At 41.5% G+C, this 16,479-nt stretch carries 13 protein-coding genes; all 13 read left to right on the forward strand.

Annotated features, from left to right (window positions below; translation table 11 throughout):
* Positions 1-3 precede the first annotated feature (3 nt).
* The 13 genes from LKW28_RS08495 to ftsX all read left to right on the forward strand — a co-directional run bounded on the left by LKW28_RS08495 (position 4) and on the right by ftsX (position 16,437).
* The gene (locus LKW28_RS08495; protein ID WP_229139921.1) at positions 4-195 is read left to right on the forward strand and encodes a hypothetical protein; all 192 of its coding nucleotides are present in this window, start codon (positions 4-6) and stop codon (positions 193-195) included.
* Positions 196-785: 590 nt separating this feature from the next.
* Positions 786-1,088: a WXG100 family type VII secretion target gene (locus LKW28_RS08500; RefSeq protein WP_229139922.1), complete on the forward strand. Its 303-nt coding sequence runs from the start codon at positions 786-788 to the stop codon at positions 1,086-1,088.
* Between the two features lie 40 nt (positions 1,089-1,128).
* On the forward strand, positions 1,129-1,431 hold the full coding sequence (locus LKW28_RS08505) for a pore-forming ESAT-6 family protein (protein ID WP_229139923.1): 303 nt from the start codon (positions 1,129-1,131) through the stop codon (positions 1,429-1,431).
* Between the two features lie 66 nt (positions 1,432-1,497).
* Positions 1,498-2,757 (forward strand): DUF6382 domain-containing protein, encoded by a 1,260-nt coding sequence (locus LKW28_RS08510; RefSeq protein WP_229139924.1) that lies wholly within the window; start codon positions 1,498-1,500, stop codon positions 2,755-2,757.
* An 18-nt stretch (positions 2,758-2,775) separates the two neighbouring features.
* Positions 2,776-3,543 carry a PP2C family protein-serine/threonine phosphatase gene (locus tag LKW28_RS08515; RefSeq protein ID WP_229139925.1) on the forward strand — a complete coding sequence of 256 codons (768 nt, stop codon included), beginning with the start codon at positions 2,776-2,778 and terminating at the stop codon, positions 3,541-3,543.
* Between the two features lie 182 nt (positions 3,544-3,725).
* Positions 3,726-5,666, forward strand: a complete 1,941-nt coding sequence (locus LKW28_RS08520; protein WP_229139926.1) for a serine/threonine-protein kinase — start codon at positions 3,726-3,728, stop codon at positions 5,664-5,666.
* A gap of 16 nt (positions 5,667-5,682) precedes the next feature.
* Positions 5,683-6,252 (forward strand): hypothetical protein, encoded by a 570-nt coding sequence (locus LKW28_RS08525; protein ID WP_229139927.1) that lies wholly within the window; start codon positions 5,683-5,685, stop codon positions 6,250-6,252.
* A 5-nt stretch (positions 6,253-6,257) separates the two neighbouring features.
* Positions 6,258-11,585, forward strand: coding sequence for an Ig-like domain-containing protein (locus LKW28_RS08530; RefSeq protein WP_229140039.1), 5,328 nt, complete (start codon positions 6,258-6,260; stop codon positions 11,583-11,585).
* 286 nt (positions 11,586-11,871) lie between these two features.
* Positions 11,872-12,738 (forward strand): YitT family protein, encoded by an 867-nt coding sequence (locus LKW28_RS08535; protein WP_229139928.1) that lies wholly within the window; start codon positions 11,872-11,874, stop codon positions 12,736-12,738.
* Positions 12,739-12,793: 55 nt separating this feature from the next.
* Positions 12,794-13,135, forward strand: coding sequence for a cytochrome c551 (gene cccB, locus LKW28_RS08540; protein ID WP_229139929.1), 342 nt, complete (start codon positions 12,794-12,796; stop codon positions 13,133-13,135).
* 454 nt (positions 13,136-13,589) lie between these two features.
* Positions 13,590-14,600 (forward strand): NERD domain-containing protein, encoded by a 1,011-nt coding sequence (locus LKW28_RS08545; protein WP_229139930.1) that lies wholly within the window; start codon positions 13,590-13,592, stop codon positions 14,598-14,600.
* Between the two features lie 267 nt (positions 14,601-14,867).
* Positions 14,868-15,554: a cell division ATP-binding protein FtsE gene (gene ftsE / locus LKW28_RS08550; protein WP_229139931.1), complete on the forward strand. Its 687-nt coding sequence runs from the start codon at positions 14,868-14,870 to the stop codon at positions 15,552-15,554.
* Entirely contained in the window at positions 15,544-16,437 is an 894-nt protein-coding gene (ftsX, locus tag LKW28_RS08555; protein ID WP_229139932.1) for a permease-like cell division protein FtsX, read from the forward strand. The genes ftsE and ftsX overlap by 11 nt, the downstream gene beginning before the upstream one ends.
* Positions 16,438-16,479: the final 42 nt, after the last annotated feature.

Genomic DNA, 16,479 nt, shown 5'->3' on the forward strand with positions numbered 1-16,479 from the left:
CAGGTGAAGCCTCATGTTCAACGGAAGATTAATAGCATTATCGCTGAAATCAATGCGATCTCACGGGAACTCGATGAGATCTCCAATGGACTCAATCGGGAATTTAAAGGGATTGGCTCAACCAAAAGTGCATCCAGCCTGCAAAGTGCAGCCGACAAATATCGAAGGGTTGGCCATAACTTACGGCGGATTTGAGCTGTGAAGCTAGCAGGCTAGCAAATACGTACCCTTCTGCGGATAGTTTTGGGGAAATGGGAACGCATCAGGGGCTTGCGTGCCCGATTGGGGTAGAGTTGCTAGAAAAAGGTAACGAATCGGGTGCATGCGTGCCCGATTGGGGTAGAGTTGCTGGAAAAAGGTAACGAATCAGGTGCATGCGTGCCCGATTGGGGTAGAGTTGCTGGAAAAAGGTAACGAATCAGGTGCATGCGTGCCCACTTCGATAGAGTTATAGAAAAATAGGTAACGCATCTCAGCCAAATGTCCCCTTTTAGATACTCCTTTTATAAAAAAAGGAAAGAAAGCGGGCTAGCGGTGTATCAAAAGGGTAGATTCACAGGCGTGATATACCGCAAACGAGTTTATCGGTATACCAACGGTTCAGAATCGCAGGCGTGGTATACCGCAAACGCACTAATCGGTATATCAGTGTGTCAAATTCACAGACTTGATATACCGCAAACCAGGCACGATCCAAACATCCTGTGCATCAACACGAATCCAAAGTTCTCTCGGACCAAACCGAGTTAACTTATACATATTCCATCTTAAGGAGGTGAAAAAATATGGCACGTTCAATTACAGTTGATCCAGCGAAATTAGACACTGCGGCTACTCGCATTGACCAGCAATCTGCTGACTACGAGAGACTTTACAAAGCTCTTTACACAGAGGTTGAGGGCATGGGTGCAGCATGGCAAGGTACTGATAATATGGCATATGTTTCTCAAATCAAGGGCTTCATGGATGACTTCCAAAAAATGACGAACTTGATGAGACAATACTCCGAATTCTTAAAAGTAAGCTCAAAAACATACCGTGAAACACAAAGCGAGGTTGTAAACCAAGCACGTCGCTTAACAAACTAATCTAGTAACCTACTAAACTATCAAAAAAGGAGGTGCCACTATGTCAGTTGATGGAATCAAGATTTCCCTTGGTGAGGTAAGTAAAACCGCTGGGCAAATCCGTACCCTAAACCAACAGCTTGCAACTGCATTAGAAGACATCAAGAAGGAAATGAACGGCTTAGCCGCTACATGGAACTCTGACGCTTCTAATACAATTCGCGGAAACTTCAATGCATTGGCTCCACGTTTCGAGGAGTATCGCCAAGTCATTGACAGCTACGCTAAATTCCTAGACAACACTGTTACAAACTACAACGCAGCTGAAACAGCAATTAACAATAACGCTAGCGCATTTAAATAATCCATGAGGAGGGCAATTGGCCCCGCCGGTTGTCCTCATCATCTTTAAAGTATGGGAGTGCAAGAAATGATCAAACATGTTGATTTACAGATTGAAAACTACGGTGTTTCGAAATTCATTTTTTATAAGGTGCCATCTGAGCTTCGTGTTGATTTTACAGAAGCCGATAAGCTAAAAAACAACAAAGTCCCGGGGCTTTTGCCGTGTGTTGTGATTAACAAGACCGATGAGGCGTTCTTTCGCTATGACTTGGTGACGGAGGTAACACTTGCGCAAGCAGCAACGAACGAGCTCACCAAAGAACAGCTTCACTCATTTTTCACCAACATCGTCGAAACATTGATCGAGGCCGAGCGACTCGGGTTGAATGTGAACAACTTTGTTTTTGATGAGAACTACATCTTTATTGATAATTTTTCAAACAGATTAATTCTACTGTACATGCCAATTAAAAATAATATTTTTGAAAAGGTATCAATCCGGGAATTCTTCACCAGCTTTCTGCACTCCCACTCCTATGATGAAAATGATGACCTTACTTTTTTTGTGAGATTACATAATTATTTCGCAACATCAGAGGAAATCAATCTTTATGCGATTCAAAAAAAGCTGCATGAACTGTTAATGAACAAGCCGGCTTCGCCTCAAAGTTTTCAGAAGCTGCCGATTCATGATGAAGAACCTAGGACGCCGAATTATTATAGTCCAGGCAGCGAAATCAAGGCATCTGAAGAAAATGGTGTTATCACATCAGAATACAGCAGCAAAAGGTCTGATAAAAAGAAACGACAGCAGCTTGAGATTGAGGAAGAGGTCCAATATAAGCGGATCACTCGTACCGAGCTTGGCGAAGGGAATTCCCTGTTAGCAGGCGGGACCTCGATCAACATTAAGCCGAATATTGGCAGTCCTATTTCCTTTGATACGGATGAGCCAGACGAGGAGGAAGAGGGCACAACCGTCCTCACTGCCTTTAAGGAGCCTGAAGAGGAAGAAGGCACAACTGCACTTGGCGTCGGTACTGGCTTCCACCAGCAGCAGCCATTCCTGCTCACGGCTACTCAAGAAAAAATCATCGTTACAAAGAAAGTCTTTAAAATTGGGCGTGACCCCGGGGCTACTGACTACACGTCTAAAAATAAGGTCGTGGGACGCGTGCACGCGGAGTTGATAACTGAAAACGGGGAGTATTTTATCGTTGACCAGGAATCGCGAAACGGCAGTTATGTAAATGGCATCAAGCTCGTGCCGAAAAATAAGGTGAAAATCAAGCATGAAGATCATATCAAATTAGCGAACGAAGAATTTGTGTTTAGGCTTTTCTAATAGTTGAGGTGATAAAAAGTGGCGTTCATACATGCATACCACACAGATGTTGGAATTAAGAAAAAAACAAACCAGGATGCCATGCTTGTCAAGACGGCGAGAACGCCGAACGGGTATGTCGGGATGTTCGTTGTTTGCGACGGAATGGGCGGGCTCTCTCACGGGGAACTAGCGAGTGCCACGGTCGTTCGCGGACTATCCGACTGGTTCGAACAAGGACTTCCAGACCTGCTGCATTCTACCCGGCAAGAAGAGGATATTCGCGAAGCACTTGAAGCCTGCATAACCGAGCAAAATGAAAAAATCCTCAATTACGGGGATGAAACTAATACTCAGGTGGGAACAACAGTGACCGCGCTTCTAATCATTCATTCGCGTTACTATATCGTACATATTGGCGATAGCCGCGCCTATCAAATTCAGGATCAGGTGACAAGGCTAACGAAAGACCAAACCTTGGTGGAACGTGAGGTGGAGCGCGGAAACATTACACCTGAGCAAGCCTTGAAGGATCCGCGCCGCAATGTGCTTTTACAATGTGTTGGTGCGACAAAGGAGCTTGAGGTCGTCATCCTAACCGGTGAAACGCAAGCGGGAACGTTATTCTTACTTTGTACGGATGGTTTTTACCATAAAATCACGGATGAGGAGCTGCTTGAGGAACTCCGACCGAATCCATTTTTAAACGAGAAGCAGTTAAAATACAAGGCGATTAAACTAATTGATGCCGTGAAGGAACGAAAAGAGGTCGACAATATCTCGATTGTTCTTGCGCATGTAGTGTGAAATATTGATTGGTGGATTTAAAGATTTGAAATTTGAACATAGAATTCAGTGTCTAGCTCCAGCGCCTAGCCCCTCGAGGTCATAAGCCAATCGCTTCGGAAGGTAAAATGCACCTTCTGTCAGCGCTTGTCTTATGCTTGTCGGGGCTAAACAAGGCGCTTGCGCATTTCGGGGGAATTACGTTGATTAAAATCGGAAGTTTTATAGATGATAGATACGAAGTATTGAAGGAAATTGGGCGCGGCGGGATGAGTATTGTCTATTTGGCGATGGACAACCGGCTCAACAAGTCCCTTGTCGTCAAGGATATCCGCAAACGTGACAACAGCAACAACGAGCTTCTTATCAACAGCTTAGTTGTCGAAGCGAATATGCTGAAAAAACTCGATCATGGCTCACTTCCGAAGATTTACGACATCATCGAATCGGAGGGCGACATTTACGTCGTGATGGATTACGTCGAGGGTGAATCGCTTAAGCAAAAGTTGAAACGGGAAAAGATCATTCCGGCAAAGCTTGTGATCAATTGGGCGAAGCAGCTTGCAGAAGTACTCGGATATTTACATACTAGAAAGCCGCATCCGATTATTTACCGCGACATGAAGCCAGATAATATCATGCTCACGCCAGAAGGAAAAATCAAGCTGATTGACTTTGGGATTGCGCGCGAATTTAAGGATGAGAGCCTGACGGATACGACGAATCTTGGGACGAAAACCTATGCCGCACCCGAGCAGCTCTCCGGAAAACGAACCGATGCCCGAACTGATATTTATAGCTTAGGTCTGACACTATACCAACTTATAACCGGTAAAAGCCTAGCTGACCCACCGTATGAAGTACGACCAATTCGGCAGTGGGACCCGACCTTACCGGAAGGGCTCGAGCACATCATTTTAAAATGCACGCAGGCTGAACCGGAAAATCGTTATCAAACGTGTGCCGAGCTTTTATATGATCTTGAAAACATCAATAAGCTTACTGCCGGCTACCGGAAAAAAATGATGAAGCGGCTCTATCTCTTTTTAATACCAGCCGTCTTATGTCTAGGTTTTTCAACGACATCCGTGTTTGGCTATCAAGGCATGAAAAATGTGCAGTTCCAGGATTACATGGGGCTAGTCAATGAATCTAGCATTGCATTGATTGAGGACGATGATACTGTGGCGATCAAGCTTCTGGAAAAAGCGATCAAGGTTGATAAGGGCCGCGCATCCGCCTATAACAACCTGCTCGACGTGTATATCAATCGAAATGACGTGGACACAGGTATTTCAAAAATCGAGTCCTATATCAATGATGAATACGGGAATATCCATAAAAACAGTGAGGTTCTTTTTAAACTAGGAATGACGTATTTTGACCGAAAACGGGATTACCCTGTGGCATTGAAGTATTTTAAGCAGGTGAATGAAAAAGAGATTCCGGACGCGACCTACTATATCACGCTTGCAACAACATTGGGCGGCATGAATATCGATTACGATCAGTTCTCTACGAATCTCTTAGAGTTTGAGTCGTTTAATGATAACCTCCCGAACAACGCGAAAAAGGTAGATAACTATAATTCACTAGCTAATATTTACATTTCATATAAGGGGCAAATCGCTGACGCCAATACAAAAGCGATCACGGTTGTTCAAAAGGCACAGAGGGTTCTCGAGTTAGCTCCGGATGAGCAGCTGCAGCTTAAATACGAGATTGAATTTGAGCAAAAGCTTGCTCAGGCTTTTTACAGTCGAGGTGTGAATTCAGAGGATCAAGTGGCCGCTCGCGATGATTTCGAGCAGGCGATCGAGCACTATAATAATCTTCTTGAACTGAATGTGCCGAACAAAGAAGAGGTTATGGTCAATATCGGCGTCATATATCAGGAGATGGGCGAGCATTCCCAAGCCGTCGAGCAATTTGAAGGAATCATAAAAGAATATCCGAAAAGCCTGAATGCCTATGTAAAGCTTGGCAATCTGATGCTTGATATTGAGCAAGGCAAGCAGGAGGACCAGCGCAACTATGCGAAGGCGAAGGAAGTCTTTGATAAAGCAGGCGCGCTTGAGGGCGCGAAAGACAACGAAGCATATAAAAAACTGGCAAGGCGCATGGCGAATTTAAATATCAGCTAGAGAGGGGGGCTATCGTTTGGAATACCAAATCATGTTTTATGGGGGATTAGCGGGCGCGTTGGTCACGCTCATTATCTCAATCATCGTCTATATGAAGCTACAAATCTCTCAAGTTTTTGCAGACCTTACGGGAAATCGATTTATGAAAAAGAAGAAAAACGGCCGCATTTCCCTTGAGGCTCAGGAAACGAAGCGGACAACGAGTGAAATCAAGCTTCGGAAGAAGGAAGTTCCAGTTGCGGCATCGGTTGAGGACACTTCCCTCATGAGCCAAGAGCTCGAGTCTACCTCCTTGCTTGAGGAAAACACAATAGCACCCACGGGTTTGCTGGCAGAAAGCAAATCAGCAGAGGAAACGTCACTATTGGAGGAAACCTCGCTTTTATCACAAGAAACAGCCCTTTTACAGGACGACGATGAAACGACCTTGCTAGTGGATGACGATGAAACATCGATTCTCCTTGAAGGCGATGGCGAAACAGCCATCCTCACTGTGCCTGAGGAAGAATCCGATTTTGAAATTGAAGTGGATGTAATGATTATTCATACAAATAAAGTAATCGAACAAAGGAGCGTCGTAAAGTGATAGCAATGATCTCAAAAAGCTACCGAAAAAACAAATCGGTCTTCTGGATCCCGATCGCGTTTGTGTTAGTGCTGTCGGTGGTTTTGTTTAGCCTGAATGTATCATCACAGGTTGACACAAAACAATTGATCCATTTTAAAAATGAACAACCTTGGGAAATTGGCCAGGAATTTTCAAATGAGTGGTATATAAATAGTAATACCCTTCAGTTCCAGGTCGATTTAAAAGAAGACTATGCGAATTATATGACGCCAAAAGAGGGTGGCGACCAAACAACTGAGGATTCAATTACACCCCCTGATCCGACCAAAATACCTTTTGACATCCAAATAAAAGGCTCAGGAAATGTGGCTAGTATAACGCCAGTCACGGAAGGCGGATTCACAGGTCTTTACAATGTATCCATTCCGGACATTAACAAGGATGGTAAAGTACCGGTAACCATTAATTTTGATAAGGATACGTGGGTAATTGACCCGCCAAATGAATCAACCTTTAATGTAAACAAAGATTCTAAGGCACCCGTTGTTAAGTTATATGGTGTCGAAGAAGGCTGGTTTTTTGATAAAACAGTGAAACTATACATCGAAGTTGATGAAGAACACTTTACACAAGATGGAGTGAAGATGGCCATCATCAAGGATGAATCCGAATATGAATCAAAAGATCAGATTGAATGGAATGGAAATAAAGGTTCCATTACTTTTGATGAAACAGGATATTATGAGATATCCGTGACAGCAATAGATAAAGCAGGAAACCCAAGCGAAGCAAAGTCCATTTCTTTTGGAAACCTTCATGGCGGGCAAACACTAAATATTGAAAATAAAACAGAAAATGATTTTTATAATAAAGATGTCAAATTTGTTTTACAAAATCCACTCAATATTTCTTCAGCATCTTTAACGTATAAGAAAGATGGAGAAGAGCAAGAACAAGAGATCCCAATGGTAGTTGGAGGAATCTTTAATAAAAAATCAGCAACTGCCACGATCTCAGGAGAAGGAAAGTACGCAGTATCTGCGAAGGTAACTGATCGTAAGGATACTGATAAGAAATTAGGAACCATCCTAAATGTCATCATTGATAAAACAGCACCTGAGCTTTCCGTTACTGGTGTTGAAAATGAAGAGAAGTATACACAATCCAAGGATTTAGTCGTTTCAGCAAGTGACCCAAATTTTGACGAAGATAAATCCATATTAAAGATAACGAAAAATGGAACAACTGAAACCATTAAAGGTAAAGCAGCTATTGGGACACACAATTTAACAGATGGTGTTTACAGCGTCGAAGTAAGTGTGTTTGACAAAGCTGGAAATGAAACGAAATCCACTGCACTTACTTTTACAATCGATACTGAGAAACCAGTTGTTGAGATTTCTGGGATCGAAAACGGGAAGTTTTATTCAGAAGATCCAACTGTCCATTTTTCAGTAGAAGACCTTACTCCTGATTTAGATAAAACAACTCTTGTTGTTAAACATAACGAAACAGACTTTACGGAAGAAATAAATTTCGTACAGGACGGTACAAAGGCTGAAGCAATTCATACATTTAAAACGGAAGGCAAATACACAATCGAGTTAAGCTCAACTGACCAGTTGGGGCATGTGGCGGATAAGGTCACAAAAACATTTACACTTGATAAAACAAAACCAACCGTTTCCCTTACTGGTATTGAAAATAACAAAAAATATAACAGTCAAGTGGACGTAGAAATTGTTGCTGAGGATACAAACAAAGCTGACGGAAGTACTGTTTTAACAGTAACAAAAGATGGTAAAACAGATGTATTTAAAGGCGACAAAGCTCATAAGACTCATAGTTTCAAACAAGAAGGTGTTTATGAAATTAACGTAGACTACTTCGACAAAGCAGGAAACAAGGCTGACTTTACTCAATTAACTTTTGTAATTGATAAAACAGCTCCAGATCTTTACATCGAAGGCGTAAGTGAAGGCGAGTTTTACAATGATGAAACGCCAGTCGAGTTGAGGGTTGAGGATTGGAATATCGACTTAGACAAAATTGAACTAACGATTACAAAGGATGGAGAAACCTATCCAACTGATGGAATCGATTTTACGAAACAAAAGAACCGAATCGCTGAGGCGGAACATACCTTCACCGAGAATGGCAAATACGTTGTAAAACTAAAGTCAACTGACGAGGCAGGAAATACCGCTGCCGAAAAACAAGTCAGCTTTACAATCGATAGAGTATCTCCAGAAATTACTGTATTAAATATTGGAGAAAAAGGAAGCTATGACACAGATCGTGATGTGAAAATTTCAGTCACTGACCTCCATATGGGCGAGTCAAGTGTAGTGGTTACACATAATGGTGAACCATATTCAATTGATCCACTAAAGCTGGAAGGACAAAAAGCAACGACAGGATATAACTTTACAGTTGATGGCGTTTATGAGCTAAAAATTGTTTCAACTGATAAAGCTGAGAATGTTAGTAAAAAAACAGTAAAATTCACACTTGATAAAACTGGACCTGACATTAAGTATAATATTGAAAACGGCAAGTATTTTAAAGATGAGAAAGTGGATCTAACTGTAACTGTTGATGATTACACACCGTTTGTTCCTGAAATCACAGTGAATAACGAGGATATAAAAGAAAGTTGGATTCAGAAGGTGAAATGGTTTATTACACAAGAATTAACCATTTCATTTGAAGAAGAGGGCGTTTATTCAGTTAATGTAAAAGCAAAGGATGCTTTTGAAAAGGAAAGCAGCAAGGATTTAGGCTTCACAATCGACCACACACCACCAGCTATTCAAATCGGTGGTAACATCCCGAACGAAGGCTTTGTCCAAGGCAACAACGAGTTAATCGTTGATATCAACGACCTTCATTTTGATGCAACTAAAAATGAAGTGTTTGTTAATGGCAAACCGGTTCAGGATGCAAAATGGACTGAAACTGAAACAGGTTATCAGTTCAAGCAAAGCTTCCCAGAAGATGGTGACTATGAAGTCATTGTTCGCTCTGAAGACTTTGCGGGTAATAAAGCAGTAGAGCAAAAACACAAATTCACAGTGGATAACGTAAAACCTGTGATCACAATCGAAAACGTTAAAGACCAAACATTTTACGCTAAAAAACAAACAGCTACCGTTAAGGTTAACGAGCTGAATTTTAAAAACAATCAGGTTGAAGTTAAAGTAAACAATCAGCCTGTTGAGTGGAAAAACCAAGGTGTAGAATCAAGTCTTGCGATTCCGTTCAACGAAGATGGCGACTATGTGATTAAGGTAACGTCAACGGATGCTGCCGGTAACATTGCGGACGCACAAGAAGTTACGTTCACAGTTGACGAAAGCTTCCCGGCTCTAAAAATCACTGGCGTTGACCACATGACAAACTACAATGTAAGTAAGCAAGTTTCTTTCGAAGTTAATGATGCGAACATCGGCCAGACGTCATTACGTGTGACAAAGGACGGCAAGGCTTACGAGGTTGGAGCTCTAAACCAATCTAGAACAAACGCAAGCCTGACTCATAATTTCACAGAAGAAGGCAGCTATGTCCTATACTTCAATGCAACTGACAGATCAGGCAATAAAACAACCTATGATGAAATTGCGTTCATCATCGACAAAACGTATCCAGTTGTAAAAATTGACGGTGTGGATCACCAGTCCTTTAATCCAACTGGCAAACGTGTTACCGTTTCTGTTGATGAATTGAATTTCGGTACGAATTATGTTGTGCTTTCCGTAACGAAGGATGGCAAGGTATTTAACATCGGAACATGGGAAAACAACAACAAGCTTTCAAGTTTAGGCTACAATTTTAATGATGATGGCTTGTACACGATTGCGATTAGCGCGAAGGATAAGGCTGGCAACGGTCCAATTGCCGCAAATAAAACATTTACAATTGATACAACAAAACCGGCAATTGAAATTACAGGTGTTGAAAATGCAGCCCATTACAATGTCGATAAGCCTGTTAGTGTAGCGATCCGTGATGTGAACCTTGATGTGAATCGCATTACCGTGACACGTAACGGCAGAGGATACAATGCTGGTGGATTTGCGGTAGCAAATCAGACTGCACGACTCAGCCATAATTTTAGCCAGGAAGGTGACTATGTTGTAAGTGTCGAAGCGATTGACAAAGCGGGTAACCAATTCAGCGACCAGATTGCTTTTACAATCGATAAAACAGCTCCAGTCATCACTCCGAAATTTAAAGGTCAAAGCCGTGTGATTAAGGATGGCGAATATATTAATGAAGTATTCACACCTGAATTTGCACTTGACCAAAGTGAAGATACAATTGTTTCGGTAACGATGAATGGTTCAAATGTGACCGGCCGAATTCCAACGGCATCACTTGAAATGTCGTATAAATACAGTGTTCTTGCGCGAGATAAAGCAGGAAACGAATCAACAATTGATATTAGTTTTATTCTGGATACGACAAAGCCGGTATTGAATATTACAGGGGTTATCGATGGATTCTTCAACAAGAACCAAATGCCAAATGTAACGTATTCCGACCGATATCTTGATTCAAGTCGTACAAAAGTAACCTTAAACGGCCGTCCATATGTGAATGGCTTACAGCTAAGTGACGAGGGAGATTACATTTTAAAAGCGGAGATTTATGACTTAGCAAACAATGTGTCATCCCGAACAATTGTATTTACGATTGATAAAACATCACCAGTTATTAAGTTTAAGGAAGCTATTTCAGATAAGTATTTCAAGGAAAGCTTGCTTCCAGAGCTGTTGATTGAGGATCTAAATGCATATGATATCATTTCACAAACCTTGAATGGTCAGCCTTACAATCTTGGTGACCCAATCGAGGAAGAAGGAAAGCACGTTCTCTTCTTCGAGGTGAAGGATAAAGCAGGAAATATCCAGCAGCTTAGCGTTGAGTTTATTATTGATAAAACTCCTCCAAAAGTGAATTTCGATGGCGTAAAGAAAAACGAGACCTATCGTGACCCAGTGACGATCAACATCAGCCTTGATAATCCGAGTGATTACCTCAAATCTGTCATGATCAATGGAGAGCTTTTCGATGGGGATGTAAAAGAAGTGAACGGTACAAAAGTGATAACTGTTACACTTTCTGATATCAACCAATACAAGGTTGAAGTGTTAGCTTTCGATGAAGCGGGGAACGAGAATAACGAAGTCATGGAATTCGAAATCGTAGAAAAAAGTGTACTCGTCAAGTTTTACGAAAATAAAACGTTATTTGCGGGCACAATGGTCGGGCTTGTCGGGGCCGCAGCAGCAGGTGCTGTAGCAATCCGAAAAGTGATCATCCGCAGACGAGACGAAAAGGATATGTAATTTTAAAACAAGGCATAAGAACGCCACGTCTTGTGGCAACGTTCTTGTAACCCACATCGTGTGGGCCTCGGGCATTCGCTATTTTGGCGGATGCCTGTTTTTTTGATGTTGCATGGTTAGGATTCATTTTTTTGTAATAATTATTCATTAATCGTTACAAACTAAGGCTGTGGTTGTATATTTTGTTGCTTTACCACGTTATTTGACTGGCGTTTACTTGCTTTTGAAGCCATGGTATACTTCCTTAGGCTTAAAACGTGCCATGATTGGATACGGAGGTATTTTCATGAATAGAAGAAAACGTCAGCACGAAGTACATCCAACACTTCAAACGGTAAAGGAATACATATACATACTACTTGGTTCAGCCACGGTGGCTCTTTCATTTAATCTGTTTTTGTTGCCGAATAGGGTTGCATCTGGTGGTGTAAGCGGGATTAGTACAATCCTGAACTCCCTTTTTGGATGGGAAGCAGCCTATGTTCAATGGGCTTTTAATATCCCTTTGTTTATTGCAGGAGTCATTTTTCTTGGAAAGGTATATGGTGCCCGGACGCTTATCGGCACTATTTTTCTACCATTTGTTGTTTATCTTTCAAGAAATCTGGAGCCAGCAACGCTTGACCCATTGCTCGGAGCTTTATTCGGAGGAATCGGAATAGGTCTGGGACTTGGCATCACATTCCGAGGCAATGCATCAACAGGTGGAACAGACCTTGCCGCCCAAATTGTTCATAAGTATACAGGAATCTCGCTTGGAAAATGTGTCGCTTTCATCGATGGCCTGATCGTGTTAACAGCTGCAATCGTGTTCGATATTGAGAGTGGGCTTTATGCACTGATTGGACTTTTTGTCACAAGTAAAACGATTGATTTGGTACAGGTTGGTCTTGGCAATTCGAAAATGGCTCTCATTATTACGAATAACCAGGATGAAGTGAGACAAGAGATTTTTGACAAATTGGATCGAGGGGTAACAAAGCTCTCTGGATATGGGGGCTACACTGACGATGAACGCCCAATGCTGATGTGTGTGGTTGATCAGAAAGAGTTCACAAAATTGAAACAAGTGGTTCGAAGCATTGATACATCTGCATTTGTGGTCGTTATGGACGCTGCAGAGGTATTAGGAGAGGGTTTTAAAAGGGCGTAAAAGGGGTATAATAAACATTGTATAATGGAAAAATTTATTACAGGGGGTAAAATTTGTGAAACGTAAGCTATTTGGATTTCTATTAGGTACAACGCTTGTATTCGCTCTAGCAGCATGTGGTGGTGGGGACGACGACAATGCAGCAAATGAGCCAGCAGGCGATAACGGCGGGGCTACTACCGTTAATGCTGAAGAAGTCGCACAACAAAACTGTGCATCTTGTCATGGTAAAGATTTAGCTGGAGGTGCAGGTCCTGACCTTACAAAAGTAGGATCTAAGTACAGCCAAGACGAAATTGCAGGAATCATCGAAAATGGTCAAGGCGCTATGCCAGGTGGACTCATCAAAGGTGAAGAAAAAGACGCAGTTGCTGCATGGCTAGCTGAGAAAAAATAATAATTAGTATGTCGGCCTTCCGGGTTAACCGGAAGGCTTTTTATATGGGCTGGATTATGCGGTATGTCCGATAAATTAAGATAAATGTCCGATAAAACCTCGGCATTGTCCGATAACTGGTCTCCATTGTCCGATAACCCCAATTTATTGTCCGATACCTCTCAACCCGCTTTAGATACTCTGCCTTCCGGGTGAACCGGAAGGCTTTTAATATGGCCTGGATTATACGGTATGTCCGATAAATTAAGATGATTGTCCGATAAAACCTCGGCAATGTCCGATATCTGTCCCCCATTGTCCGATAAACCCAAATTTTTGTCCGATACCTCCCAACCCGCATTAGATACTCGGCCTTCCAGAAGATCCGGAAGGCTTTTAGAAAACCAAAATTTTAAAAGAATGCAGGAATAACCAAAATAATGTCGAAATCTTGTTTATAACCAAAAAGGAGTAGATGTATTTGATAAAAAAAGCACGAACAATTCCAATTGAAATTTTAATCCTTGTCGCACTCATTAGGAGATTGAGGCCTGATCATCCGAAAATTCCTCAAATTCAAGTCGAATTAGCGAAAAGAAAGAAGGGATACCGAGGAGAACTTTCCTTAAACTATTATTTTGACCTCATTGATACACCCGAAATTCTTATCCTCCACGATATCAGACTTCCATACGGCAAATCCTATTTCCAAATTGACACACTCATGATAACCCCACATTTTATCTTAATCCTGGAAATTAAAAATATAGCTGGGACTCTTTATTTTGAGGATGAATCAAATCAAATGATCCGCACATTCAACAATGAAGAAGAAGGAATGACAAATCCGATCCTACAAGCTAGACGTCACACCCGCCAATTAACAAACTGGCTCAAACGGCGGAAACTTCCAATCTTGCCAATCGAATTTTTGGTCATTATAAGTGACTCAAAAACCATTATTAAGTCCTCAAGACCTAGTATTTTCACAAAAGTGATGCATAGCGCCAATCTCCCTTTTACTTTTGAAAAAATTGAAAAAAGACATACTAAAGAGACGTTGACAATGAAGGAAATGAGAAAAATAGCGGGGACGATTGAAAAGCACCATACACCCAAAAAACCTGACTTGATTGCGCGTTTTTCAATTCGACAATCTGAAATTCGAAATGGTGTTCATTGTCCAAAATGTTTCGCCCTTCCAATTGATAGAAAAAAAGGTCATTGGTATTGTGAAAATTGCGATACAAAATCAAAAAATGCCTTCAATCAGACCATCGAAGATTACGCCTTACTCATAAAACCTACAATCACAAATGAAGAATTGAGGGATTTTTTGCAAATTCCTTCAAGCAAATATATTTTCCGTTTATTAAAATCCATGAATCTAGAATATACAGGAGAGAAGAAAGGAAGAACCTACTACCTCCCCCAATACCAATATTTACACACCACCACCCGAACCCTGTCCACAACACATCCTTAACTGCCATGAAATCAAAATGTAATATTTTTAGTCGTTTTTTGACGAATAATGATGTTATAATGGAAAAAGTAAACTAACTGGTTTACTTTTTGACTTATATATTTAAGTTGCATAGTTTAATAGGGGCGCCGTATGCCTAAATGGGCATTCGCGCTTCTATTTCCATTTGAAAGATTACTAACTTAACAAACGCAATCCTCCACGGATCCGGTGGAGGCCTTACTTCCAGTGGACGAGGGATAAAAAAACGATGATAGGTGATTCGTAATGATAGAAATGAAGGATGTCTACAAAAAGTATCCGAACGGCGTCATGGCCGTTAATGGTATAAATGTTAAAATCGAACAGGGTGAGTTCGTGTATGTCGTTGGCCCAAGTGGAGCGGGAAAGTCAACTTTTATTAAAATGATGTACCGTGAAGAGAAACCGACTAAGGGTTCCATCGTCATAAACGGGATTGACCTTGGTAAATTAAAGGAAAAAAAGGTTCCGATGCTCCGAAGAAATATCGGGGTTGTGTTCCAGGATTTCAAGCTTTTACCGCGTTTAACTGTATATGAAAATGTGGCGTTTGCGCTTGAGGTAATCGAAGAAAACCCGAAGAATATTAAAAAACGTGTAATGGACGTGCTCGATCTTGTTCGTCTCAAGCATAAAGCAAGACATTTACCGGATGAGCTTTCTGGTGGGGAGCAGCAGCGTGTGTCGATTGCGCGCTCTATTGTAAACTCTCCAGGCGCGCTTATTGCGGATGAGCCTACGGGTAACCTTGACCCGGAAACATCTTGGGAAATTATGAACATTTTTGAAGAAATTAATTTTCGTGGGACAACCATCGTTATGGCAACACATAACCGTGAAATTGTAAATACGATTAAAAGACGCGTAATTGCGGTTGAAAGTGGAAAAATCGCACGGGATGAAGTAAGGGGTGATTACGGCTATGAAGCTTAACACACTCCGCCGTCATTTTCGAGAAAGTACAAAAAACCTTGGGCGTAATGGCTGGATGACATTTGCATCTGTCAGCGCCGTAACTGTAACGCTACTGCTTGTAGGTGTATTTTTAGTGATCATGATGAACCTAAACAGTATGGCGACTTCTCTTGAAAAGGACGTCCGCATTAGTGTTCACACCGAATTAACATCAACAAAGGAACAACAGGACGCATTAAAAGCGGAAATTGTAAAAATTCCGCAGGTTGCCGATGTCGTCTTCTCATCAAAGGATGAAGAGCTTCAGAAAATGATCGAAAGCTTTGGTGAGGATGGTAAGGTCTTTCAAATGTATGAGCAAGGTAACCCACTCCATGATGTGTTTGTCGTGAAAACGAAGCAACCACAGGATATCATGAAGGTTGCCGAGCAGGTTGAAAAAATGGAGTATGTTCACAGTGTGAACTATGGAAAAGGGAAAGTAGAAAAGATTTTTAGTACCGTTGGTGTTTCACGGAACATTGGAATCGGGCTGATCATCGGACTTCTTTTCACAGCTATGTTCTTAATTTCAAATACGATTAAAATTACGATATTTGCGAGACAAAGAGAAATTGAGATTATGAAGCTAGTTGGCGCAACAAATTCGTTTATCCGCTGGCCGTTTTTCCTTGAGGGATTATTCCTTGGAATTCTAGGTTCTTTGATACCAATTGGTGTTATTCTCGGATTCTATAATTTCCTATATGATTTAATTCAACCACAATTAAACGGAACATTCCTGGAGCTTTTAGCATTCAATCCATTTGCATTCCAAGTAACGGGGCTGCTGCTTCTAATTGGTGCATTTATTGGAGTTTGGGGAAGTTTAATGTCTGTTCGAAAGTTCTTAAAAGTATAAGAAAAAGCACACCTCCACAAAGGTGTGCTTTTTCGCGCTTAC

This window comes from Bacillus sp. REN16 (genome assembly GCF_020731355.1).
Taxonomy (GTDB): Bacteria; Bacillota; Bacilli; order Bacillales; family Bacillaceae_L; genus Ferdinandcohnia.

Coding starts and splice junctions, on each gene's coding strand:
- ftsE (WP_229139931.1), top strand. CDS start 14,868: ATGATAGAAATGAAGGATGTCTACAAAAAGTATCCGAACGGCGTCATG.
- LKW28_RS08530 (WP_229140039.1), top strand. CDS start 6,258: ATGATCTCAAAAAGCTACCGAAAAAACAAATCGGTCTTCTGGATCCCG.
- ftsX (WP_229139932.1), top strand. CDS start 15,544: ATGAAGCTTAACACACTCCGCCGTCATTTTCGAGAAAGTACAAAAAAC.
- LKW28_RS08505 (WP_229139923.1), top strand. CDS start 1,129: ATGTCAGTTGATGGAATCAAGATTTCCCTTGGTGAGGTAAGTAAAACC.
- LKW28_RS08510 (WP_229139924.1), top strand. CDS start 1,498: ATGATCAAACATGTTGATTTACAGATTGAAAACTACGGTGTTTCGAAA.
- LKW28_RS08535 (WP_229139928.1), top strand. CDS start 11,872: ATGAATAGAAGAAAACGTCAGCACGAAGTACATCCAACACTTCAAACG.
- LKW28_RS08545 (WP_229139930.1), top strand. CDS start 13,590: ATGTATTTGATAAAAAAAGCACGAACAATTCCAATTGAAATTTTAATC.
- LKW28_RS08500 (WP_229139922.1), top strand. CDS start 786: ATGGCACGTTCAATTACAGTTGATCCAGCGAAATTAGACACTGCGGCT.